19 protein-coding genes and 2 riboswitches are annotated in these 23168 nt (G+C 54.9%); of the genes, 3 read left to right on the forward strand and 16 right to left on the reverse strand.

The genetic code is table 11. The annotated features are described in order from the left end of the window. Positions 1-4: 4 nt before the first annotated feature. The 5 genes from FKCLFG_RS05945 to FKCLFG_RS05965 all read right to left on the reverse strand — a co-directional run bounded on the left by FKCLFG_RS05945 (position 5) and on the right by FKCLFG_RS05965 (position 8292). Positions 5-4150, reverse strand: a complete 4146-nt coding sequence (locus FKCLFG_RS05945; RefSeq protein ID WP_472615303.1) for a cobaltochelatase subunit CobN — start codon at positions 4148-4150, stop codon at positions 5-7. Beyond that, positions 4143-4481, reverse strand: a complete 339-nt coding sequence (locus FKCLFG_RS05950; RefSeq protein ID WP_472615304.1) for a (2Fe-2S) ferredoxin domain-containing protein — start codon at positions 4479-4481, stop codon at positions 4143-4145. The genes FKCLFG_RS05945 and FKCLFG_RS05950 overlap by 8 nt, the downstream gene beginning before the upstream one ends. 325 nt (positions 4482-4806) lie before the next feature. After that, on the reverse strand, positions 4807-5598 hold the full coding sequence (locus FKCLFG_RS05955; RefSeq protein WP_472615305.1) for a CbtA family protein: 792 nt from the start codon (positions 5596-5598) through the stop codon (positions 4807-4809). 20 nt (positions 5599-5618) lie between these two features. Beyond that, a complete protein-coding gene (locus tag FKCLFG_RS05960; RefSeq protein WP_472615306.1) occupies positions 5619-5969 on the reverse strand; it encodes a CbtB domain-containing protein in 351 nt (116 codons plus the stop codon). A gap of 23 nt (positions 5970-5992) precedes the next feature. Continuing rightward, a riboswitch (cobalamin riboswitch) is annotated at positions 5993-6224 on the reverse strand. 118 nt (positions 6225-6342) lie between these two features. Next, positions 6343-8292: a TonB-dependent receptor gene (locus tag FKCLFG_RS05965; RefSeq protein ID WP_472615307.1), complete on the reverse strand. Its 1950-nt coding sequence runs from the start codon at positions 8290-8292 to the stop codon at positions 6343-6345. A gap of 71 nt (positions 8293-8363) precedes the next feature. After that, positions 8364-8597, reverse strand: a riboswitch (cobalamin riboswitch). Positions 8598-8855: 258 nt separating this feature from the next. Between FKCLFG_RS05965 and cysK the strand changes: the two genes are divergently transcribed. The 3 genes from cysK (at position 8856) to FKCLFG_RS05980 (ending at position 10781) form a co-directional block, all read left to right on the forward strand. Then, positions 8856-9788, forward strand: a complete 933-nt coding sequence (gene cysK, locus FKCLFG_RS05970; RefSeq protein WP_472615308.1) for a cysteine synthase A — start codon at positions 8856-8858, stop codon at positions 9786-9788. Positions 9789-10130: 342 nt separating this feature from the next. Continuing rightward, positions 10131-10415, forward strand: coding sequence for a DUF3563 family protein (locus tag FKCLFG_RS05975; RefSeq protein ID WP_472615309.1), 285 nt, complete (start codon positions 10131-10133; stop codon positions 10413-10415). Between the two features lie 237 nt (positions 10416-10652). After that, positions 10653-10781 carry a hypothetical protein gene (locus tag FKCLFG_RS05980; RefSeq protein ID WP_472615310.1) on the forward strand — a complete coding sequence of 43 codons (129 nt, stop codon included), beginning with the start codon at positions 10653-10655 and terminating at the stop codon, positions 10779-10781. A gap of 35 nt (positions 10782-10816) precedes the next feature. On the opposite strand, the gene panC is transcribed toward FKCLFG_RS05980, so the two are convergent. From panC to metG, 11 genes are all read right to left on the reverse strand, one after another. Continuing rightward, complete coding sequence (panC, locus tag FKCLFG_RS05985) at positions 10817-11656, reverse strand: pantoate--beta-alanine ligase (RefSeq protein ID WP_472615311.1); 840 nt, start codon at positions 11654-11656, stop codon at positions 10817-10819. Between the two features lie 66 nt (positions 11657-11722). After that, the gene (locus tag FKCLFG_RS05990) at positions 11723-12526 is read right to left on the reverse strand and encodes a segregation and condensation protein A (RefSeq protein ID WP_472615802.1); all 804 of its coding nucleotides are present in this window, start codon (positions 12524-12526) and stop codon (positions 11723-11725) included. A 90-nt stretch (positions 12527-12616) separates the two neighbouring features. Then, on the reverse strand, positions 12617-12826 hold the full coding sequence (locus tag FKCLFG_RS05995; protein ID WP_472615312.1) for a DUF3460 family protein: 210 nt from the start codon (positions 12824-12826) through the stop codon (positions 12617-12619). Positions 12827-12935: 109 nt separating this feature from the next. Further along, positions 12936-13448 (reverse strand): NADH-quinone oxidoreductase subunit B family protein, encoded by a 513-nt coding sequence (locus tag FKCLFG_RS06000; RefSeq protein ID WP_472615313.1) that lies wholly within the window; start codon positions 13446-13448, stop codon positions 12936-12938. Beyond that, entirely contained in the window at positions 13448-15004 is a 1557-nt protein-coding gene (locus tag FKCLFG_RS06005; protein ID WP_472615314.1) for a hydrogenase large subunit, read from the reverse strand. Before FKCLFG_RS06005 ends, FKCLFG_RS06000 begins: the two co-directional genes overlap by 1 nt. Next, positions 15001-16461, reverse strand: coding sequence for a hydrogenase 4 subunit F (locus FKCLFG_RS06010; protein ID WP_472615315.1), 1461 nt, complete (start codon positions 16459-16461; stop codon positions 15001-15003). Before FKCLFG_RS06010 ends, FKCLFG_RS06005 begins: the two co-directional genes overlap by 4 nt. 1 nt (position 16462) lies before the next feature. Next, the gene (locus FKCLFG_RS06015; protein ID WP_472615316.1) at positions 16463-17122 is read right to left on the reverse strand and encodes a formate hydrogenlyase; all 660 of its coding nucleotides are present in this window, start codon (positions 17120-17122) and stop codon (positions 16463-16465) included. A gap of 1 nt (position 17123) precedes the next feature. Next, a complete protein-coding gene (locus FKCLFG_RS06020; RefSeq protein WP_472615317.1) occupies positions 17124-18074 on the reverse strand; it encodes a respiratory chain complex I subunit 1 family protein in 951 nt (316 codons plus the stop codon). Next, positions 18071-20080, reverse strand: a complete 2010-nt coding sequence (hyfB, locus tag FKCLFG_RS06025; RefSeq protein WP_472615318.1) for a hydrogenase 4 subunit B — start codon at positions 20078-20080, stop codon at positions 18071-18073. Before hyfB ends, FKCLFG_RS06020 begins: the two co-directional genes overlap by 4 nt. 378 nt (positions 20081-20458) lie before the next feature. Next, positions 20459-20938, reverse strand: coding sequence for a GNAT family N-acetyltransferase (locus tag FKCLFG_RS06030; protein ID WP_472615803.1), 480 nt, complete (start codon positions 20936-20938; stop codon positions 20459-20461). 78 nt (positions 20939-21016) lie between these two features. Further along, the gene (gene metG / locus FKCLFG_RS06035; protein WP_472615319.1) at positions 21017-23137 is read right to left on the reverse strand and encodes a methionine--tRNA ligase; all 2121 of its coding nucleotides are present in this window, start codon (positions 23135-23137) and stop codon (positions 21017-21019) included. Positions 23138-23168 lie beyond the last annotated feature (31 nt).

Raw genomic sequence — 23168 nt, forward strand, 5'->3', positions numbered from 1 at the left:
AAGTTTATATGCCGCGCGGAGTTTCGCCGCGCGCTTCCAGCAAGGTTTCGCTTTGCAGATACAGTGCGCGCAGCGCTTCCAGTGTCTGCGGTTTCGGCTCGGCCCACATGCCGCGATGGGCGGCTTCCAGCAGGCGCTCGGCGATGGCGTTCTGCGCCCACGGATTGGCTTCCTGCAGGAAGCGCTGAATTTCGGGATCGAATGCATAACTGCTCGCCACCTGCTCGTACATCCAGTCATCCATCACCTGGGCAGTGGCGTCGTAACCGAACAGGTAATCGACTGTTGCAGTCAGTTCCAGCCCGCCCTTGTAACCATGCCGCTGAATGCTCGCCAGCCACTTCGGATTGACCACGCGCGAGCGGAACACCCGCAGGGTTTCTTCCTTCAGATCACGGACCTGAGCCCGCGCCGGATCATGGCTGTCGCCGAAATAGCGGCGCGGCTGCTGGCCGGTCAGCGCGCGGATGGTGGCGATCATGCCGCCGTGAAATTGCAGGTAATCGTCGCTATCGAAAATGTCGTGCTCGCGATTATCCTGGTTGTGCAGCGCCACCTGAACGCCCGACAGCCGGACCCGGAACGCATCGCGCTGGTCTGTCCCTTGCGCGCCACGCGCATACGCATAGCCGCCCCAGTTGACATAGGCTTCGGCGAAATCGGCATCGGTTTGCCAGTTTTTTTCCTGAATCAGCGGCAGGATACCGGCGCCGTAGCTGCCGGGTTTTGCCCCAAAGACACGATAGCCAGCACGTTGTGACGCCTCTTCTTGCGGCAATCCCTTGCCAATCCACTCGCCCAATTCAGCCAGATAATGCTTGCGCACGAAATTCTGCGACGGCGGCTCGTCGAGCTTGATCACGGTATTGACCGCATCATCGATCAGGTCGATCAACTGCGGGAATGCGTCGCGGAAAAAGCCGCTGATACGGGTTGTCACGTCGATGCGCGGGCGTTTCAACTCTGCCAGCGGCACCACTTCGACACCGATCAGCTGACGGTTCTCCGGCCGCCACACCGGGCGCACGCCGAGCAGTGCCAGTATCTGCGCCACGTCGTCGCCGTGGGTGCGCATCGCGCTGGTGCCCCAGATGCTGAGGGCGACGCTTTCCGGATAATCCCCGGTTTCACGCAGATGGCGCGTCAGCACTTCGTGCGCCAGTTGCTGCCCGACACGCCAGGCCGATTGCGACGGCACGCTGCGCGGATCGACTGAATAGAAATTGCGCCCAGTCGGCAGGATGTGCGCCATGCCGCGCGTCGGCGAGCCGCTTGGCCCTGCAGGAACATAAGCACCGGACAAACCGCCCAACAAATTATCGATCTCGTCCGAAGCGCGCGCCAGGTTCGGCACCAGTTCGCGGCAGGCAAAACCGAGGACCCGGCGCAAGGCGTCGTAACGAACGCTGTCATCCGTGACTGCAACTTTGTGGACGATTTTGGCCGGCATGCTGCGCGCCGCGGGTTCTTTTAACCGGTGTTTGCTCACTTGCGACAGAACACTGCTGCGCGAGCGCAGTGCCGGTTGCAGCAGCGGCCGACTGGCTGCGGCGCTATCGGCATCCAGTCCGGAAAATGTCTTGGCCAGGACTTCGTCGATACGGGTTGCAAGATAATCGTGGGCCTGCAATTCGATGAACAGTTTGCGGCACAGCACGTCGATTGCCTCCAGCGCATCGGCGCGCGTGACCACAGGCCGTTCGGCCAGCCGGCCCAGGGCGCTGACGACATTCAATCGACGCCCCTTGGAATCCAACAGCATCTCGATTTGCAAGCCGAACAGCCGCGCCACTTCCGCCTGCAGGCCGGGAATATCCTGATTCGGCAGACGCGTCAGCGACACCAGCATGTCCACCAGTTGCTCGTCTTGCGGCGACTGCCCGAGAATATGCAGGCCGTCGCGGATTTGCGCCATCCCCAGTTCGCACAGGTAGCCGTCGAGATCTTCAATCAGATGGGCGACATCGGCGCCTTCCATATTTGTCAGCGCAGCCGGAAGTGCTTCGTCATCCTCATGTGGATGATCGTGATCGTGCCCATGTTCATGCTCGTGATCGTGATCGTGCTCGTGCTCGTGCTCGTGCTCGTGATCATGGTCATGGTCATGGTCATGATGCAGCAGTCGGGCCTGCAAATCCGCATCCAGATTGGTTTGCTTGACCAATTCCCATATCTGTTGCTGCAACAGCGGCAGCTTGGCCGGATCGAGAACCTCGACCTGATAATACTCATCGACCAGTTGCGTCAACTGGGCCAGCGCGCCATAGGTGTCGGCGGTGGTCATCGGCGGCGTCAGGTGATCGACGACGACCGCGTGGGCGCGGCGTTTGGCCTGCGCGCCTTCGCCGGGATCGTTGATGATGAATGGGTAGAACAGCGGAATATCCGCCAGCAGCGCATCCGGAAAGCAATTCTCGGACATGCCGACGCCCTTGCCGGGCAACCATTCGAGCGTGCCATGCTTGCCGACATGGACGATGGCGTCGGCGCGCCATTCGTCGCGCAACCAGCGATACAAAGCGTAGTAATGATGGGTCGGCGGCAAATCCGGCTGATGGTAGATCGCGTCCGGGTCCATGCCGTAGCCGCGCGGCGGCTGCAGTGCCACGAAGGCATTGCCCAGTTCTATCCCCGCCAGCGCAAGATGATCGTCATGCAGATAGGCGACACCCGGCGCTGCACCCCATTGCGCAGTCATTTTTTCCTGCATTTCGTGCGGCAAATCGGCAAACCAATCTGCGTATTGCGCTGATGGCACGCGGCCAACCGCGTGCGTCAACTGCTCGCTGGTGAGATAGGTATTGTCGTAGGCGCAGCGATCAATCAGCGCGTGGATCAGCCCGGTGCCGCTCTCGGGCAACTGATCAATTTGGTAACCGGCGTCTTGCATTGCACGCAGGATATGCATCAGCGAGGCAGACGAGTCGAGGCCCACCGCGTTACCGATTTGCGATGCCTTGCTATTCGAATTGGTGAAGATGAAAGCCACGCGCTTGTCCGCATTGGGCAAGCGTTTCAACTGTGCGAAGCGCGCCGCCAGCCCGGCTACACGCGCCACGCGATCTGGTACCGGTTCGTATTCGATCAGCTCTTTGGAGTGGCCGACAGAGTGGCCGGCAGCCCTGGCCTTGAACGATACCGGCACGCTGATAATGCGCCCGTCGAACTCCGGCAACACTACGTTCATTGCTGCTTCGAGCGGATTCAGGCCACGCGCCGATTGCTGCCACTGATCTTGCGTCATGCCGCTGGTAATGGCTTGCAGCACTGGCACATTCAACTGTTCCAGCGCGCTTACCGACCAGCCGGCCGGGGTGGGCCCGCCCGGCGTGATTTCGCCCATCGCAAACGAGGTGGTGTTGATCAGCACGTCGATATGCGAAGCCGGCTGACCGTCGATTGAACCCGTGAAATAAGCCAAGGCAGTCGGCAGCTGTGCGCCGCCATCGCTGCCGGCACGTAGCGACGAGGTGAATACCGGCAGCACATTCATGCCGTGCTTTTCCAGCGCATCGATCAACGCATCGACAAAACGCGTGTTGCCGCTGATCCAGTGCGCACGGTAGAAAATAATTCCGACGTTCGGCCGCTGCGATCCATGCACTAATTCGCGCTGCGCCAGCCAATCATCGATGCCAGCGCCCTGGGCCAGATCCGGGTGGTAGATTCCGTGCTCGGGCAAAGCAACCGCAGGTTCGTAGGCGAAGCCGCTCAGTAGAAAATGATCGGATAAATAACACAAGAACTGGGCCAGATTCACGCTGCCGCCAGCTTGGAAATACGCCAGCGCCTGCTGCAATACATCCGATGCAACAGTCGATACAGCCGCCAGCTCCAAGTCGGGTTCACCGGTGCCGCTGATTGCGATCAAATGCAGACCGCGATTCTGGACTTGTCGCAGCAGTTCGGCAAAACCCAGCACGCTGCCAAGACGCCCCAGTACCCGCAAGATAATGATTTGTGCGTCGGCGAGTTCATGCGTCAGCAACGCCGCCATCCGGGTTTCACTTTCCAATGCTTGCAGGTTGACTCCGGCGACAGCAGGAAATTCTTGTGGCAGTTGCGCCAGCGCACTTTGCAGGACGGTCAGATCGTTCGGTGCATGCGTCAGCAATGCGATTTGGGAACGCGGCAGCATTGCTTCAGACATGTTGGTTTTCCAATGAGCAGGTATCGCCTTCAGCCAGGCGATGAAAAATCAGATCGCTGACTTCGCGCCCACCTTCCAGATGTTCGACAACGATGCGTTCCAGCGCTGCCTCGTCGGCACATTGGTACCAGACGCCTTCCGGATACACGACGAGTATCGGTCCCTGATTCTGGCAGGCAACCATGCAATGGGTTCGGGTGCGCTTGATGCGCAGCTCCGGGCGGGCGTCAATCTTCTCCCCCATCAATTCGAACATGGCTTGCGCCTGCACGCCATCTTCGGTACAGCGCGGCCCGACGCACATGAATACGTGTCTGGTGTGAGTTCTCATCAAATTTTCTACAAAGTTGTCCGGGTTTGCACCACGGAAGCAGTTAGCTGACTGGTATTACTAAAGCAGTTTTTTGTAGGAGCGCACCCGGGCGCGAAAGCAGTCGCCAGACTGCAGCCGTTGATCGCGCCCAGGTGCGCTCCTACAAAATCGCACCATTTCGTTCTTAATTGCCTTGCCGGCTGAATAGTTGCGTTATTTTCATAAAAGTAAGGAGTATCGTTATTTTTATTGTGTTTACCGCATATATTTATTGCGGTAATAAAATATACTATTCTTGGTATATAAGTCCGTCATCCCCGTGAAGATGGGGATGAACGGATTTTCAGGGATTACTTCTTGCGTGCTGAATAGTTGCGAGCTTCTTGTAAAACAAGCCCATCAAGCCACCCAGCGCCAGCCAAAACACCGCATTCGCAATCGTTGTGGCCTGGATGAAATCCTGCGCCAGTTCGGCGGGCGCTGCGCTTGCGTGAACTTCCGGCTGTGGCGCACCAATCAGATGCGGAACAGCCAGCAACAATGCGCCGAACAGTTTGAGTTTCCAGTTGCGCGTAAAAATCAGCAGCGATAATCCGCCGGCCGTCACCACCGCAGTGCCGAGCCACCATAGCTGCCGATCCGCCAGCGGCGCTGCTTCGGTGCCGGGCACCTCCGGCGGCAAGCCCAAGGAAGGAGCAACGAAAAAAACCGCGTAGCCAGCCAGTCCCCACAACAAGCCGGAACGCCAGCCGCCGGCATCACTGCGCAAGCACAGGCCAGCGCCCAGCAGCAGCCCGAAACCAACGGCCAGAATGGTATTGGCCAGCACCGTAAACGCCGTCCGCTCCATACCATCGGCAGGCTGCCACGCATCCGGCGCATGTTCGTGTTCGTGCGCTTGCTCAGGCGTATGGGTATGCGCATTTTCGGCATGTGAAGGCGCAACAGCAGCATCGGATACTGCGGCCGCAGCCGCAGCTTCTTCATACACTTCGGCCTTCGATATGATCGGGCTGACCTGGATTTTCTGAACAACAGTCAATGTCAAGCCCGCCAGCATTCCTGCCAATGCAGCAGCGGTAACGATGCGCTTGAATGCCGCCATATTGAGGATGCCTGGCATTGGTATTGGCATATTCATCAGTGACATGCGAATCAATGACAAGGAAAAGCTGCGGAATGACGGGCGTCATGCGCGGCATTATGCAAAACTGAAGTCTCGGCGAAAGCCGCGCCATATAGCAGCACCAGTCCAAGGCTGCAGGAAAGTAAAACAGGCATTACTTTGTCTTTCCAGACAGTTGAGCGGGGCTGCGAGTCGACGTTATCGAGCAAACCAGGTATTGAAGACATCTGATACTCCTTCTTGAGGGAAACACCCAAGCCATGGCAGCGATCAGCACAGAGATGGATGACATCTGCATAGCGAATCAGCGCCATAAGCGCATGAACAAGCTTGTATGTTGAGAAGGAAGTGACAGACGGAGGGCGCAAAAGGCCAGCCATCTGCATCGCCCTCCGCGATACAAACTCTACGATAGCTTCAGGCTGGTCTCCGGGCTTACGAGTGGAATTCCCTAGTCGGGTTTTCCTAGATTTGCGCCTTCCCATGCATTGCACAGTGGCTTACTGCAAATCTTTTTACTCGATTACCGTTGCGGGGGCAGCGTCGGATTTGCTCTCTAAATCAGAAAACTTACCGACTTCCCATTTCATTTTGCAAACGACTGTTTGCAAAATACCTGAAACAATGAAAATTATTATAGGTGCCGAAGGAGATACTTACAAGCCTTTAAAACGCGCTATTCAGTCAAAGCAGCATCGTTCATGAGGCCTGTAATGCAAGTATTTCCAGCGGTAAACACAAACATCAAAACGATCAGAAATCGTAGCGCGCAGAAAGCTTCAACTGGCGGCCGGCATCAGGGTAAATCCCGCCACGGCAACTGAATGCTTGGCTGAAGTAATCCCTGTTGGTCAGGTTGGTGCCGGCGATCGCCAACTCCCATGCGCCGAAGCGTTTGGCATATCGTCCATCCAGAGTCACAAAAGATGGTATATGCGACGGACAGCTATTGTCGAAATCGCCGCCATAACGCTGCGCATCCACCCACTGCACGCCGATATTGGCGGTCTGGCCATTGCCCGGAAGCCAACTCAAACGGACCGAAGCAGTGTTTTTCGGCACCAATACCAGTTCGCGACCGGTATTGGGGCCATCAGTAAATTTGGCGGAAACATGTTGCAAGTTGGCCGATAGCATGAAAGCGGTTGCCAGGCGCGTGCTGGCTTCAATTTCCACTCCTTGGCGACGGGTTGGGTCGAGATTGGTGTTGGCGCCAAACAAGCCTACCGTCGGATCGAAGAAAATTTCGTTTTTCAAACGATGCTGGAACAGTCTGACCGTAACTTTTTTACCGGCGTCGCCGATGCTGCCGCCGAGCTCCAGATCGCGCGAGATTTGTGCTTCGAGCGGCGTATTGAAGACTGGCGTGAAGCCGTTTTCATCGACATTGGCTACGCGGAAACTCCTGCCGGTCTTGGCGAAAAGGTTGACCATAGAAGTGACGTCATAGCTGCCCTGCAGTTCCCAAGCATTGAGGGAGTGCGATTTGGTGTAGTTGGTTCCGCCTGCCGGATCGACAGAATCCTTGTCGAAGATTTCGTGGCGTGCGCCTAGAGCCACGCGGGCTGGACCCACACGGATCTCGTCACGCGCGTAAACCGCTTTTGATTTCTGGGTGGCATGTTCAAAGTCTGTGTCGCGACTCCAGTCTAGGAAATCGAATCCAGCGACCAGTTCGTTGGTCATGCTGCCTTGTGCCGTGACATTACGTATGCGCGGCGAAAACTGGGTCTGCTTTCCCTTGAGAATAAAGTTTGGTGTACCACCGCTTCCAAAATTAGTGGTTCTTTCACGGTGCGACAACTCGGCCGCGGCTTCCCAAGCGCCAAATTTGCGCTCGATGAAAGCCGTGTAGCGGTTGGTGTCGATGGAAGCAAAATCATCCGGCTTAAGGGTTTGGCGCGGATTTTTTTCAAATTGCTCCAAAGTAAGCCCGCCCGCCAAACGGGAATCCTGACGCGCGATATCCACCCGCAAGCCGACTCGTCCCTCGTTTGACGCCCATTGCGCACCACCGCTGAAATTTTCCTGGTTCACCGCATTGTTGTCGCGGTAGTTGTCGGACTCCAGCTTGCTGACGTTGGCATCCAGAGAGAATCCATCCCAGCCTTTCGCGACGGAGGCACGTACAGCTTTGTGGTTGAACTGGCCGATTTCGGCCGTCACGGAACCATGCGTCGCATTCAATTGTGGACGCTTGGTGATGATATGGATCACGCCGCCAGTTGCACCATCTCCATACAGCACGCTGCTCCCGCCGCGCACGATTTCGATGCGTTCAACGGTTTCAATAGGAATGGAAGAAAAAACCGCTCCGCCAAACTCGCTTTCCGAAAGTCGGACACCGTCAACCATAACCACCAGATTGTTATCGCTGGTGGTGCCGAAGCCACGCATATCGAGAGAAAAATCCTGCGTCCCAAAAAGATTCTGGCGGCCATACACGCCGCCTATTTTGCGGATCGCTTCATTGACATTATCGGCACCGGCCTCACGAATTTGGTCGGCTGTGATAACTGTCGCACCGATCGGACTGAATGCAGGATCGTTCGCAAAACGTGAAGCCGTCACCATAACCGGCGCCAGCGTTTTATCGTTATTGGTTTGGGCTGATGCCGGAGCGATGCAGCAGGCAGATAAGGCAGACGCCAGCGCAAGCGGCTTCCAGGCCGGCGTGCGGCTGGGGAGGGTGGAGAAAATCATGATGTCGTTTCAAATAAAAATCCCCCGGCCTGCGTCCCCGCAAGCCGGAATCAACGAAAGTGCGGGTTCGCGCGCTTCCACCTATTCTGGCCGGTATCCGGGCTGACAAGCCAAACCGTCTCACCTTCCCGTGCGAGTTGCACAGTGGTCCTGAGAGGCGGTTTGTCACTGAAATTCATAGTGACGCTTGTTTTACCGTTGCGGGGGCAGCACACGTTGGCGGACGAGGGTGTCATCTACGCCGTGTTTCCCGTTTAACTGCAGACATGGGGATGTCTGCGGGCACCAAAACGTGCGTATTGTATGCCGCAAGCCCAGCTTGCAACAACCGCGCTCTAAAAATCTTGTGCTGGTATTTTGTCAATCCGCATGGATTGGCGCGGTAAATAGAGTATTTTATTGTTTGCTTTGGGCAAGTATGTTAATTGTTAAAACGTTACTAAAAATCCGGAAGATACCGATTTGTAAGGTTTTTCCAGAATTACGAAACGGGCATCTCACGGCATAAATCGCACGCTAAAAATCGCTAATTACATGCCCATAATGGGCTAGAGAGCTTATCCATGAAAATCGCAAACGATGTCACCGCACTGGTTGGCAATACGCCTTTGGTCCGTATCAACCGCATGGCGCAGGGCGCGGTTGCCACCGTGCTTGCCAAACTGGAATTTTACAGTCCGGCGCACAGTGTCAAGGACCGCATCGGCGTGTCTATGATCGAGGCCGCAGAGCAGGCCGGCCTGATCAAACCCGACACCATCATTGTTGAGCCGACCAGCGGCAACACCGGCATCGCGCTGGCCATGGTGTGCGCGGCGCGCGGCTATCGCTGCATGTTGATCATGCCCGACACCATGAGCCGCGAGCGGCGCATGCTGCTGCGTGCTTACGGTGCGGAATTGGTGCTTACGCCGGGCAGCGAAGGCATGCCGGGCGCCATCAGGAAGGCCGAGGAGTTGGTGGCGTCAGATGCGCGCTACTTCTTGCCGCAACAATTCAAGAATGCGGCCAATCCAGAAGTGCATCGCCGCACTACGGCTGAGGAAATCTGGAACGATACCGACGGCCAGGCCGATATTCTGGTGGCCGGGGTCGGCACCGGTGGCACCATTACCGGCGTGGGTGAAGTATTGAAAGCACGCAAGCCCGGCTTCCAGGTGATTGCAGTGGAGCCGGATGGTTCGCCGATGTTGTCCTGCGGCACCAAAGGCCCGCACTTGATTCAAGGGATCGGCGCCGGTTTTGTGCCGGATATCCTGAACACGCAGATTTACGATGAAGTCATACGGGTCAAGAATGACGACGCGTTCACATTCGCCCGCCGTGCCGCGCGCGAAGAAGGTTTGCTGGTTGGCATTTCATCCGGCGCTGCGCTCTGGGCTGCGCTGGAAGTTGCGCGCCGTCCGGAGAATGCCGGAAAAATGATCGTTACCATCATTCCATCCTTTGGCGAACGCTATCTGAGTACGGCGCTGTATGCCGATCTGATGGATTGATCGGGACCAAAGGCAAGTAGGGCGGATTATGTTGCGTTGCGGAATAATTCTTATACGGCAAGTCTCAGCCTATACATAAATTATTTATTGGGTATTTTAAATTATGTGAATGCTGTTATTCCGCAGTTGCTGGTTTCTCTACTTTGAAGCAATTTTTTCTTGTTTTTTTCTGGTTTTTACAAGAATTTTGCTTCGAAGTTAATTTTGTTACGGTAAATCATCTACCTTAAGATATTCTTTTTATGAATAAAACGTATAGTTAAACATAATTTGATTTATATCTTTCTGTGCCTATACTTATACTGCATTGCAGCATTTTAGATTACACAGAAGGAGTAAATTATGTCCATCCATACGCACCCAGCAAGTAGTTCACCCAGATTCAACATTCTGCAGTTCATATATGCGCGACTGGTTCCTGTTGCGGCTAACGTCGGCGCAGAACGCAAACCGATGGGATTTTTCAAACGCTTGGGCCAAAGGATTGAGCGCAAGGATATGGAGCGGAAAGAAGCTTATTTGGCTGATGCGTCCGATATCTATGATCTGGAACATCGGATGAAACAATTTGAGAACATGCGTTCTAATAATTCCAGCCAATGGGGCAACAATTCAAGGTACTACTGATCTGGTCTGGTGTGTTTTGTGGTTTTCATGCGCAATTCAGGCTCCATAGCCCATGTAATGAAATTGAAAAAAATCAAACTTCACTGAGCCCGGTCCATAATCGTCAGGTTTTGGTGCATCCAGCGCAATAGCAGGCTAACGTTAAAAATCAATTAACTGGTTGACGCAGTGCACGCGAACTGAAGTCGCGCTGCGCCGTTGAGACGTTGGTAATGTGCATGTTTTTAGTGCACTCGCGTGCAACAACTCAGCAGCGGAGCAGGAGCAGGCGTCACCATGGGTGCCACGCTCTACGCGAACGCTTTGTCCAGCCCGCAGGACGCTGCGTCCACTTACCTGAAAATAATGCGTTACAACATCGAGTAGTTGATGCTGGGACAAAAATTGAATTGAGAGTTTCCTCAGATTTCGAGGTTGTCGATCAAGCGTGTGACGCCTATTTTGGCGGCGCACAACGCTACTAACGGCACGCCTTCTGCCAGATCGCCAGCGGAGGGCGGTTGGAGGTCGATGCGCTTGCGCACGGCAACGTAATCCGGCTTCCACCCGCGCTTTTCCAGTTGCGCCATCGCGTGCCGCTCCAGTTCGAACATGTCGAGATGGCCGGTCCGGACTTCTTGCGCCACCGCGTTCAGGGTCTGGAACAGGTGCGGCGCTTCGGCCCGCTCGTCGCTTGATAAATAACGATTGCGCGACGATAGCGCCAGGCCGTCGTCTGCCCGATAGGTTTCGGCTGCGATGATCTCAGTCGGTAGCGCGAACTGCCTGGACATGTTGCGTACAATCATCAATTGCTGGTAATCCTTCTTGCCGAATACCGCCACCTTGGGTTGCACGCACGAGAACAGTTTCAACACCACCGTGGTGACACCGGTGAAGAAACCAGGGCGAAACTCGCCTTCCAGGATATTGCCCAGATCGTTTGGCGGCTGCACCCGGTATTCCTGCGGTTCCGGGTAGAGGTCTTTTTCGGTTGGTGCGAACAATACGTAGACGCCTTCTTTTTCCAGTTTTTCGACATCGGCCTGGAAGGTGCGCGGGTACTTGTCAAAATCTTCGTTGGGACCGAATTGCAGGCGGTTGACGAAAATCGATGCCACCACAGGGTCGCCGTGCCGGCGCGCCAGACGCATTAGCGACAAATGCCCCTCGTGCAGGTTGCCCATCGTGGGGACGAATGCGCTACGCAACTGGCCGCGTAACTGATCGCGCAATTCTTCAATCGAGGTGACTATTTTCATGGGACTCTTTCAGGCTTGTGTCAAGTGTGCGCCGGCATCTCGGCAAGGACGAATGCATTTTGATAATCAGGTCGGCGCGTAAGCCAGCCGTACGTAAATCGGGGCAAACGGTTCAGCCTGGGTAATTTCTATCAGGGTTTCTTTTGCCAGTTCGAGCAATGCGACAAAATTCACCACTAATACCGGTATTCCGCGCGTGCTATCGAATAGATCCGAAAACTCGACAAATTTGCAGCCTTGCAAGGCACGCAGGATGCCCGACATGTGCTCGCGCACCGAGAGTTCTTCGCGGCTGATCTGGTGGTGCTGGACCAACGTAGCCCGACGTAGCAGGTCGGCCCATGCCGATTCCAGTTCTATGACGCTAATATCGGCCCAGCGCACCACGCTTTGATCCACCTGTACTTGTGGCAGCAGGAAATCGCGCCCCAGTTGCGGCAGTGCATTGATCTGCAGTGCAGCCAGCTTCATCTGTTCGTATTCCAGCAGGCGGCGTACCAGTTCGGCGCGCGGATCTGCGGCTTCGTCGCTGCTATCGATTTTCCTGGCCGGCAGCAACATGCGCGATTTGATCTCGATCAGCATGGCCGCCATGAGCAGGTATTCGGCTGCCAGTTCGAGATTGTGGATGCGCACCTGCTCGACGTATTGCAGGTATTGCCGGGTTACCTGCGCCATCGGGATGTCGAGGATATTGAAGTTTTGCCTGCGAATCAGATATAACAACAAATCCAGTGGCCCCTCGAATGCTTCCAGAAAGATTTCCAGCGCATCCGGTGGGATGTACAGGTCGGTGGGCATGCGCAACAGCGGCTCGCCATACAATTTGGCCAGCGCAGGGGTTTCAACCGGACTATCGCTGGCACTCACGACTGCTTTATCAACTGCGGTTGCGGCGTTTTCCTGTATCGACGGCTGTGTCGGTTGTGCCTTGAGTTGCACTTTCTGCAACTAGTACTCTTAAAGTTTATTTTGGTACACGTAAGCCTGTTGCTTCACCTGCGAATCCTTGATGCGTTCTTGCGTATTCAGATCAAGTGGTTCTTTGTCCCACAGCAGGGCGCGACCTTCGCGTTGGCTTTTTTCGATGTTTGGATTTTGTTCCTTCAAATTCTTGAGAAACAGGGTTATTTCGGATTCGTAGCGCTGGAATTGTTTGGTGAGTTTCATTATGTTTTTGATTGTCTGGTAAGTTCAAGACATTATTCTACCTTGTCTCAAAGCGATTTTAACCAAAGGAAAAAGTACTTTGTGCAACGATCTGCTTGCACGATTCGTTTTAAACGCGTGCAGATACCGCTGTCAATATACCCCTGAGAATGTCGATTGGTTTTGGCGGGCATCCGGGCACGCTCACATCGACCGGAATCACATTGGAGACGCGCCCGCAACTTGCATAACTTTCGCCGAAAATTCCGCCAGTGCAGGCGCATTCTCCAATTGCCACGACAAGTTTCGGATGCGGTATAGCGTCGTAGGCATACTGCAAAGCGGCTTCCATGTTTTTTGTCACCGGGCCGGTGACCAGCAGCATATCGGCATGGCGCGGACTGGCAACGAACTTGATGCCCAGTCCCTCCATATTGTAGTAGGGGTTGCCCAACGCCTGTATCTCCAGTTCGCAGGCATTGCATGAGCCGGCATCCACTACGCGAATACATAAGGCGCGCCCAAGAGTATGCAGGATTTCCGTTTGAATTTTTCCATGTTCTGTGCGCCAGACATCATGCGGCTCGGGTGCCGTTTCGGTCGGAATGCCAACATGAACGATTTGTTTAAATAGTTGCCACATCAGAGGTCATGTCCCGAATAGCTGAGGTTGAAGGATTTGTTGATCAGCGGAAAATCCGGAACAATATTGCCCATGATTGCATGTTGCAGAATTGGCCAGTTCTGCCAGGAAGGATCGTGGCAGTGACAACGGAGAATATTTCCTTGCGCATCATTTTCTATCGCCACAAATACCGCGCCGCGCCAGCCTTCTACCCAGCCTACGCCTAAACCATCGGTACTGGGTTTGGGCAAGGAGACTGTGGTCGGTCCTGGCGGTAATTGACGCGCGATTTCCCGCAACAGACGAATGGATTCGAAAATTTCTTCGAACCGTACAAATACCCGCGCCGCGACATCACCATTGTTGTGCGTCGCCATGTGAACATTGAGTTGCTCATAGGGACTAATGGGCTGATCGGTCCGCACATCCCATGCCTGCGCGCTGGCCCGTCCGGCCAATCCGCACAAGCCGAGTTCTGATGCCAGTTTCGGCAACACACGGCCGGCGGTAATGAACCGGTCCTGCAAGCCAGCATGTCCTTCATAGATGCTGCGAAGCGTTTTGACCTCCGCCTCAATGTGCGCGCACTGCGTCGTCATCAAGTCTATGCCAGAGGCGTCAATATCGACTGCCGTGCCACCGGGGACAATACAATCCATCATGAAACGGTGGCCAAACAGTTGATCATTCAGCCGCACCCAATCCTCTTTCAGCAACATGAACTGCGCTAGTCCCACCGCAAAACCAGCATCATTTCCGATCCCGCCCAAGTCGCCCAAGTGATTGGCGATACGCTCACGTTCCAGCAGCAATGCGCGTAACCATTGCGCGCGCGACGGTATTTGGCATGCGGTTGCGGCCTCAGCGGCCATGCAATAGGCCCAGGCAAAGGCGACCGTCGAATCGCCAGAAACGCGGCCCGCAAGCTTGTATCCGTCAGCGATATGGAGCCTGGTAAAAAGCTTATCGGTCCCTTTGTGGGTATAGCCAAACCTTTGTTCCAGACGCAAAACTTTCTCGCCCACTACCGAGAAACGGTAGTGTCCAGGCTCGATAATGCCGGCATGAATTGGGCCTACGGCAATTTCGTGTACGCCGTCTCCCGCTACCGATACAAACGGATAGTTTTCCAGCTCGCTGTCAAATTTTTCTAGTCCTGAATATTGTTGGCGTAGCGGGAAGTAGTCTTTAGGCCACCTGCCGTGATTGAGCCAGGGACGCACATCTTCCGCTCTGTTCGCACTAATGCCTAAAAGATCGAAAATTGACCGTTGCATGCGCACTGCAGCGGGGAACACTCCGGACAGGTCCGGATATCCTTCCTGTTCGCTCACCACTAGCCGAAACCAAAGCAATCCCTCTGCCACACAATACGCTGCCGAGATAATGAATTGATCGGTCTCTGGCGTTTTGTGGGTACCCCAAAGAGAGATCAGACGCCCTCTTTCAGTCTGGATTATTTGTGCAATGCGCACCCAGTCCTGCCTCCCGATCTCGGCAATCCATGCCGGCGCGCTTCCCGGCAACGATCTCAAAGGAACCGCATATCTTTCAACCAAGTCATCAGTTTTCATACATTCCCCACGATGATATTGGCCGCTTGCCGGAACCACGTATTCAGGTAGGGCGGGATATACAAGCCGAGCATCAGCGCCAGCCCAAGATGCATGAATACCGGTAACAATGCCGGCGAGTGCGCGAGCGGCTTCGCGGTGGTTTCGCCGAATACCATAGCCTGCACGCGACTAAAAATCGAGGCGAACGCTACGCCCAGCGACAACAGCAGTATCGGTGTCGCCCACGGCAAATCACGCATGGCGGTTGTAACAATCAAAAACTCACTGGCGAACACGCCAAACGGCGGCAAGCCGAGAATCGCCAGCGATCCTATCAGCATGCCCCAGCCCACTGTCGGACTGACTTTTACCAAGCCGCGGATGTCTGCGATGACCTGGGTGCCCGCCTTCTGACAGGCATGACCGACAGTGAAAAAAATCGCGGATTTCACTAGCGAGTGCACCGTCATGTGCAGCAAGCCGGCATACGTTGCGATTGGCCCACCGATGCCGAATGCAAAAGTCATCAGCCCCACATGTTCGATTGACGAGTAGGAAAACATGCGCTTGACATCTTTTTGCCGCGACAAGGAAAAGGTCGCCACTACCACCGAGATCAAACCGAAGCCGACTAGCAACTTGCCCGGGATGCCATTCTGTAACGCGCCGTCTGCGAGAACTTTGAAACGCAGCACCGCATACAGCGCGACATTGAGCAAAAGGCCCGACAGCACTGCAGAGATTGGCGTTGGCCCTTCGGCATGGGCGTCGGGCAACCAGTTATGCAGCGGCACCAGGCCCATCTTGGTGCCGTAGCCGACCAGCAGGAACACAAATGCGAGCGACATGATGGCTGGCTCAAGTTGTGTCTTGATGCCATTAAGATTGGTCCACAACAGCGCATCACTGTCGCCGCCAAGCTGACGATCAGCGGCAAGATACAAAAGTATCGTTCCAAACAGTGCCAGTGCAATACCGACGCCGCACAAGATGAAATATTTCCAGGCCGCCTCCAGGCTGGTGAGGGTGCGATATACGCTAACCAGCAGAACGGTAGCCAGCGTTGCGCCTTCCATTGCCACCCACAAGATGCCCATATTGTTGGTCAACAGTGCCAGCAACATGGTGAACATGAATAGCTGATACATGCTGTGATACAGACGCATGCGGCTAGGCGTCATCTTGCCGCGATCGCGCTCGATGCGCATGTAGGGACGGGAAAATAATGCGGTAGTCAAGCCGACAAAAGCGGTCAAAGTGACCAGAAAAACATTCAGGGGATCGACGAAGAATAATTTTCCGAAAGCGAAGATGGGACCGCCGGCGATGATCTTTGCAGTCAATACTGCGGCTGCAATGAAGGTAACCAAGCTGAACCCGACATTGACTTCAGGCGCTGCTTCATGTTGCCCAACCAGGCCCAGCACGACGCCGCCTAGTAACGGCGTGATGAGAACCAGCAATAATGGATCCATGTCAGTCTTCTTTCAGCTTTTCCAGATTGTGGATATCGAGGTTGTCGAACTGCTCGCGGATCTGGAACATGAATATGCCAAGTATCAAAATACCGACCAGAACGTCAAGCGCTATTCCGAGTTCGACGATCATCGGCATGCCGTTGGTGGCGGCAGTCGCCGCAAAAAACAATCCATTCTCCATGGCGAGAAATCCGATTACCTGCGGCACCGCTCTGGAGCGCGTGATCATCATCATGAATGCAAGAAGGATGCAAGCCAGCGCAATGCCCAGGGTGCCGCGGGCGATCGAGGAAGATAGCTTTGCTACCGGAAGAGCGAGATTGAAGGCGATGATCACCAGCACAATCCCGACCAACATGGTGGCGGGAACATTGATCAACGGTTCCACATCCCACTTGACATTCAAGCGCAGAATTAACTTGTGGAGTATCCAGGGAATCAACAGCACTTTAAGCGCAAAGGTCAGGCCGGCAGAAAAATACAGATGAGGGTCATTCGTGACATACGCCACCACTAAAGCGGAGGCAACCAGCGTGGCGCCATGCAAGGTGAACAGGTAAATCAATGAAAGGATTCTGCGTTGACTAAGCATGGCAAAAGTCAGTAACAGCAGCGTGGCAGCCAGCAGGTTCAAGATTTGTATCGTGAAGTTTGGCATTCTATGCGCCTAAAAGGAAATGCACGAGCATGCCGATGACCGCCAGAAGAAACGCGGTGGTAAGAAATTCAGGGACCCGGAAGATGCGCATTTTGGCGCTACTCATTTCGATCATGGCGAGTAATGCGCCACCAATGGCCAATTTAATTAACAAAATAGGGAGTGCCGTGAGCAGCGCAAGCGGATGGCTCGCTTCCGCGATACCCCAAGGCAGGAATAGTGCAATTCCTATGCAGGAATAGGCGAAAAGTTTCAGGCTGGCTGCCCATTCCATCAATGCCAGATGGCGTCCCGAGTATTCCAGTAAAAGCGCTTCATGAATCATGGTCAGTTCGAGATGCGTGGCGGGATTATCGACTGGCACACGGGCATTTTCTGCCAGCGATACCATCGTAAATGCCACTCCGGCAAAGGCCAGGCTGGGGTAGATCGCCAACTCGCGATGCACCAGACTATCCACCATGCTGGTCAGCAGGGTCGATTGTGTAATCAGCGAAGCGGAAAACAACACCATCAGCAGTGCGGGTTCAGCCAGGAAGCCGACCAGCATTTCTCGCCGCGCACCCATGCTGCCAAACGCGGTGCCGACGTCCATCGCGGCCAGCGACATGAAAACGCGCGCCAGCGCCAGCAGGCCGACTAGCGCAATCGCATCGGCGGCAGGCGATAGCGGCAGATCGGTCGACAGGGTCGGCGTGATCGCGCAAGCCAACGTCAGGCAGCCAAACACGATATAAGGCGCGGTGCGAAACAGCGGACTAGCGTGTTCGGCCAATACGGATTCTTTATGGAATAGCTTGTGCAGCATGCGGTAAGGCTGGAACAGGCTGGGAGCCTTTTTATTCTGCAGCCAGGCTCGACACTGATTGACCCATCCGGTCAACAATGGCGCAGCCGCCAGCGCCAGTATTATTTCCAGTAGTTGTACAAAAGAACCAATGAAAGTGATCATAAATTCACCGCCAGCAACAATATCAAAAGAGTCAGAAAACTGTAGAACAGATACACAGCAATCCGCCCTTGCTGCAGCAGGCTGATTACGCGCGCGATGCGATCGGTAATCGCCTCGATCGGACGATACAGCAGGCCCCAGAAAGGATCTTCAATCGTCACCTTGTAGCGAGGAATTTTATCGAATGCTGAAGGTAGTTCGCGCGTCATTCGGAAAAAAGAGCCGAAAATTTCCCGGATCGGCTGACCGAAGCCTTCTGCTGTGTCTTGCATCCGAGCCGTTTGAAAAGGGAATCCGCAAGCCCATGGAATAGAGCGCCGGAAGCGGCCATGGTACAGGCGTCGCACTAGAAAATAAGCCGCGACGCAGCATGCTATCAATACCAGCACGAATGCCACCGGCATGTAACTGGCCCGATCTGGCGTGACTGGTGTAAGCAGCAGCCAACCGCTTTGCGTGACGGCCGCACCGATGCCGCCGCCTACCAGCAGGTGCGTGACTTGATCTATCAGCACCACCACCTGCACCGGAAACAAGCCGAAGAATATGCATGCTGCGACCAACCATGCGAAACCCGTGCGCTCCCAATTATCCGCATCATGCGCACCGTACAGCTTTTGCTCGCGCGGCTGGCCGAGAAAGATGATCGCGAAAAATTTGACCATCACGTAACCTGCCAACGCGCCAACCAATGCGATGACCGCAGCCACGACAGGGATCAGCATATTGAGGAATGAGTTCGGCAACCCCGGAGTAAATAAGAAGCTTTGCAACAACAGCCATTCCGACACGAAACCACCGAACGGAGGCAGGCCGGCAGCCGCCAGTGCGCCCACCAATGCTGCCCATCCGGTCCAGGGCATAAAGCGCATCAGCCCGCCCAGATGACCGAGACTGCGCTCCTTGGTTGCATGCAGCACCGTGCCGGTGCCGAGGAAAAGCAAACTTTTGAAAGCGCCATGGCTTGCCACATGATAAAGCGCTGCAGTGAGCGACAGCGCGGCCAGGGCCGTCATGTCGTAGGCGCTAAACAGAATCGTCAATCCGATGCCGACAAATATCAATCCGATATTTTCTATGGAAGAGTAGGCCAGAAGACGTTTCATGTCAGTTTGGGCCGCACTCAGCACCACGCCGAACAAGGCTGTCGCAAGTCCGATTGCCAGCGTAATGCCACCCCACCACCAAACCTGGGTATGCAGCAAATCGAACGTTACCCGTAAAACGCCATAGATGCCGGTCTTCAGAACGAAGGCGCTCATCAGGGCCGAGATCGGCGATGGCGCGGCCGGGTGCGCTTCCGGAAGCCATATATGTAACGGCAATATGCCGGCCTTGGCGCCAAATCCGAATAGCGCCAGAAAGAAAGCGATCGCGGCCCAGAACATATCCAAATGCTGCAGGCGCATGTTGGCAAATGTGTAGTCGCCGGTATTCGCCTGTAGCAGGCCAAAACACAGCAATAGCGCGAGCGCGCCAACATGGGATATCAGAAAGTACAGAAAGCCTGCACGGCGCACTTCAGGCATCCGGTGATTCGCGGTAACCAGCAACGTTGCAGACAAGCTCATGGTTTCCCACGCGACCATGAACACATAGGCATCGTCGGCGATTAACAACAAAGCCATGCTGGCAAGGCAGATGTGATATTCAAGGCATAACAGTCCCGGCGGGGTTCCTTCGCCTTTACGAAAATAGCCGGCAGAAAAAATCGAAACCCCGGTGCTGACGATGCCAAACACAAACAGGAAATAGGAAGACAGACTGTCGAGTCGCAGGTGAAACGGCAAATCCGGCAAGCCGATGGGCAAGACTGCGGTTTGCGTAGCCCCAAAGGCGCTGATCAGGCCGGTAGTGCCCATGATGATGCCCAGTACTGCTCCCAACGGGAACAGCGCATACGCAACCAAAGCGGTTTTTTTTATAATGAGCAGGCCACAAAAACCAATAATCAGCCACCCTGCGATGACCATTAGTATGTAGTCAATTGGAATCAAGTTTGGCACCGTCGCCTTTTATAGTTGTTCGCGAGGGTGGCAGTGACGTTAAGACGATTCATCCGGTAGTCCCCCCAACATTGATCATGCCGGACATGTTTATAGATTTTTTTGTATTGTGCACCTTGGAGTATGGATGCCTCAAGTTATTCATCATGCATGTGCGCCTGGAAAGTGCTCTACGCTTGCCGAACTCAGGACGAATCGGCTGCAAAAATGTGAACAGTCGATGCTGCATTTACTGCCCGCGATAGACGCCGAACCAAAGCCAGGGCAAATAGTCCCCTATCAGACTTATTTATAAAAAAATATTGGGAGTATGGGTAAAAATATAGTGGTTCCCGCTTGTATTCAATGCGAGAAGAAAAATACGGTATTGAGTATGTTCTATCGCCTGAGGATTCGGCGCATCACTGTCGGCGCTGGTTCTTCCGGGTTGGCATGGGTGTGCTCGAGTTCCGGCGCGATTTCGAATCCGAGCGCCGCATAAAAATCCAGCAGGCGCGGCTGATCGGCGCGCACCGCCAGTCGCAGTTCGGTGACATCGCAACCGAGCGCATGGTGGATTACCGCTTCGAGCAAATGCAGCGACAGATTTTGCTCGCGGAAGGCAGGAATAATGCCCATCCGCAGTATTTCCCAGATGTTGTGCTCGGTATCCATCGGCAGCCAGCGCACCGAGCCGACCGTCTGCTGGCCGATTTGCAGGATAAAGCCACCGCCGAGGTGCAGGTCCTGTTCGACTCTGGCGGCCGATTCGGTATGGCCACTGGAGCTTGCCGCCACTTTTTCTGCCCACGCGGCGGTGGTGATCTCCGCGATGGTTTGGGCGTCTTCCAGATTTGCTTCTCGTATGATCATATCTATGGGAAATCGACAGCGGGGGTGAAAAGCGGCTGGTGAGGATGCATCGTCGATATCGTCCTGTTGTGGTTTTAGATGCGGTTAACCTACTCGCATCCCAGGTGCGGCGCCCGGCCACGGGTTGAGGATGTAAAGCCCCGGATTGGCTTTTTCGTCGGCGGCAGATGCGGCTAATACCATGCCTTCTGACACGCCAAATTTCATCTTGCGTGGCGCCAGATTAGCCACCAGCACGGTCAGTTTGCCGATCAGTTCTTCCGGCTGGTAAGCCGATTTGATGCCGGAGAACACATTGCGCAAACGGCCTTCGCCCGCGTCCAACGTTAAGCGCAGCAGCTTGTCGGAACCTGCGACGTGTTCGCAATTGACGATCATGGCGATGCGCAAGTCGATCTTGGCGAAATCGTCGATTTTAATTTCAGGCGCAAGTGTTTCGATTTCATGATTGGCGGAGCCACCGTTCTCACCCTCTTCCTGAGGGAGAGGGTGAGAACGGTGGTTTTCGTTAGTGTTGGCAGACTGCTCCGGCATCTCAAACAACGCATCTAGCATTTTTGGGTCAACCCGCTGCATCAGGTGCGCATAGGGTTTGATCCGATGTCCATGCGACATCGGCACATTTACGTCGGCCCATTGCAATGGCTGCAGATTGAGCATGGATTCAACCTGCTTCACCAATTCAGGCAGAACCGGTTTCAGGTAAATGCTCAAGATGCGGAACGCTTCCATAAGGCGGCTGCACACTTCGTGCAAGGCGGCGCTGTTGGCCGAGTCTTTCGCCAGTTCCCACGGCTTGTTGGCGTCCACATAAGCGTTGACGATGTCGGCCTGGTCCATCACGGCACGCAAGGCCTTGCCAAATTCGCGGCCGTTAAAGAGCGCCTGAATCTCGGTTGCGGCAGTGCGCAGCGTCGACAGGAACGGGTCAGAATCAGTCGCCCATTCCATGCTGAGTGTGCCGTCGAATTTTTTGGCGACAAAACCGGCTGCGCGGCTGGCGATATTGACATACTTGCCGATCAAATCCGCATTCACCCGCGCCACGAAATCGTCCGGGTTGAAATCGACGTCTTCCACCTTGGCATTGAGTTTGGCGGCGATGTAATAGCGCAGCCATTCCGGGTTCATGCCGATGTCGAGGTAGCGCAGCGGCGAGATGCCGGTGCCGCGCGATTTCGACATCTTCTCGCCGGAGACCGTGATGAAGCCGTGCGCGAATACGTTATTCGGTATTTTCTGGCCGGAAAACTTCAGCATCGCAGGCCAGAACAAAGTGTGGAAGTAGGTGATGTCCTTGCCGATGAAATGGTATTGCTCGGTCGTCGGGTCGGCCATGAAGGCGTCGAAGTCGCGTCCGGTCTTGTCGAAATAGTTCTTCAGCGACGCCAGATAACCGACCGGCGCATCCAGCCAGACGTAGAAATATTTGCCCGGCGCATCGGGGATTTCGATGCCGAAGTAAGGCGCATCGCGGCTGATGTCCCAGTCGCTCAGTCCGCCGTCATTTTCCAGCCATTCTCTGGCCTTGTTGGCGACTTCCGGTTGCAGGCGCGGCTTGCCATCGACCGTATTATCAATATTCCCTAATGCCCATTCGCGCAGGAAGTCCACGCATTGCTGGTCAGACAGTTTGAAGAAGAAGTGTTCGGACGATTTCATCACCGGCGTGGCGCCGGTCAGCGTCGAGTACGGATTTTTCAGGTCGGTCGGCGCATAGACCGCGCTGCAGACTTCGCAGGAGTCGCCATATTGATCCTTGGCGCCGCATTTCGGGCATTCGCCCTTGATGTAGCGATCCGGCAGGAACATGTTCTTGACCGGATCGTAGAACTGTTCGATGGTTTTGGTGGTGATGAAGCCGGCGGCCTTGAGCTTGCGGTAGATGTCGCGCGAAAGTGCGTGATTTTCCGGGCCGTCGGTCGAATGCCAATTGTCGAAGGCGATATGAAAGCCGTCCAGATATTGCTTGCGTCCGGCCGCGATGTTGGCGACGAATGCCTGCGGCGTGACGCCGGCTTTTTCGGCCGCGATCATGATCGGTGCGCCGTGCGCATCGTCGGCGCCGACAAAGTGCACTTCGTGGCCCTGCATGCGCTGAAACCGGACCCAGATGTCGGCCTGGATGTATTCCATGATGTGACCGATATGAAATGCGCCATTGGCGTAAGGGAGGGCAGTAGTAACGAACAGCTTGCGGGTCATAATTGGTGCGCTTTTGATATGAAGTAAGCGT

The organism is Gelidimonas denitrificans (assembly GCF_055694065.1).

What these genes read in the sequence shown, in the direction of transcription:
- FKCLFG_RS05945 (WP_472615303.1), bottom strand. Translation starts at nt 4,150, where the DNA reads ATGTCTGAAGCAATGCTGCCGCGTTCCCAAATCGCATTGCTGACGCAT.
- FKCLFG_RS05950 (WP_472615304.1), bottom strand. Translation starts at nt 4,481, where the DNA reads ATGAGAACTCACACCAGACACGTATTCATGTGCGTCGGGCCGCGCTGT.
- FKCLFG_RS05955 (WP_472615305.1), bottom strand. Translation starts at nt 5,598, where the DNA reads ATGCCAATACCAATGCCAGGCATCCTCAATATGGCGGCATTCAAGCGC.
- FKCLFG_RS05960 (WP_472615306.1), bottom strand. Translation starts at nt 5,969, where the DNA reads ATGGCTGGCCTTTTGCGCCCTCCGTCTGTCACTTCCTTCTCAACATAC.
- FKCLFG_RS05965 (WP_472615307.1), bottom strand. Translation starts at nt 8,292, where the DNA reads ATGATTTTCTCCACCCTCCCCAGCCGCACGCCGGCCTGGAAGCCGCTT.
- cysK (WP_472615308.1), top strand. Translation starts at nt 8,856, where the DNA reads ATGAAAATCGCAAACGATGTCACCGCACTGGTTGGCAATACGCCTTTG.
- FKCLFG_RS05975 (WP_472615309.1), top strand. Translation starts at nt 10,131, where the DNA reads ATGTCCATCCATACGCACCCAGCAAGTAGTTCACCCAGATTCAACATT.
- panC (WP_472615311.1), bottom strand. Translation starts at nt 11,656, where the DNA reads ATGAAAATAGTCACCTCGATTGAAGAATTGCGCGATCAGTTACGCGGC.
- FKCLFG_RS05995 (WP_472615312.1), bottom strand. Translation starts at nt 12,826, where the DNA reads ATGAAACTCACCAAACAATTCCAGCGCTACGAATCCGAAATAACCCTG.
- FKCLFG_RS06000 (WP_472615313.1), bottom strand. Translation starts at nt 13,448, where the DNA reads ATGTGGCAACTATTTAAACAAATCGTTCATGTTGGCATTCCGACCGAA.
- FKCLFG_RS06005 (WP_472615314.1), bottom strand. Translation starts at nt 15,004, where the DNA reads ATGAAAACTGATGACTTGGTTGAAAGATATGCGGTTCCTTTGAGATCG.
- FKCLFG_RS06010 (WP_472615315.1), bottom strand. Translation starts at nt 16,461, where the DNA reads ATGGATCCATTATTGCTGGTTCTCATCACGCCGTTACTAGGCGGCGTC.
- FKCLFG_RS06015 (WP_472615316.1), bottom strand. Translation starts at nt 17,122, where the DNA reads ATGCCAAACTTCACGATACAAATCTTGAACCTGCTGGCTGCCACGCTG.
- FKCLFG_RS06020 (WP_472615317.1), bottom strand. Translation starts at nt 18,074, where the DNA reads ATGATCACTTTCATTGGTTCTTTTGTACAACTACTGGAAATAATACTG.
- metG (WP_472615319.1), bottom strand. Translation starts at nt 23,137, where the DNA reads ATGACCCGCAAGCTGTTCGTTACTACTGCCCTCCCTTACGCCAATGGC.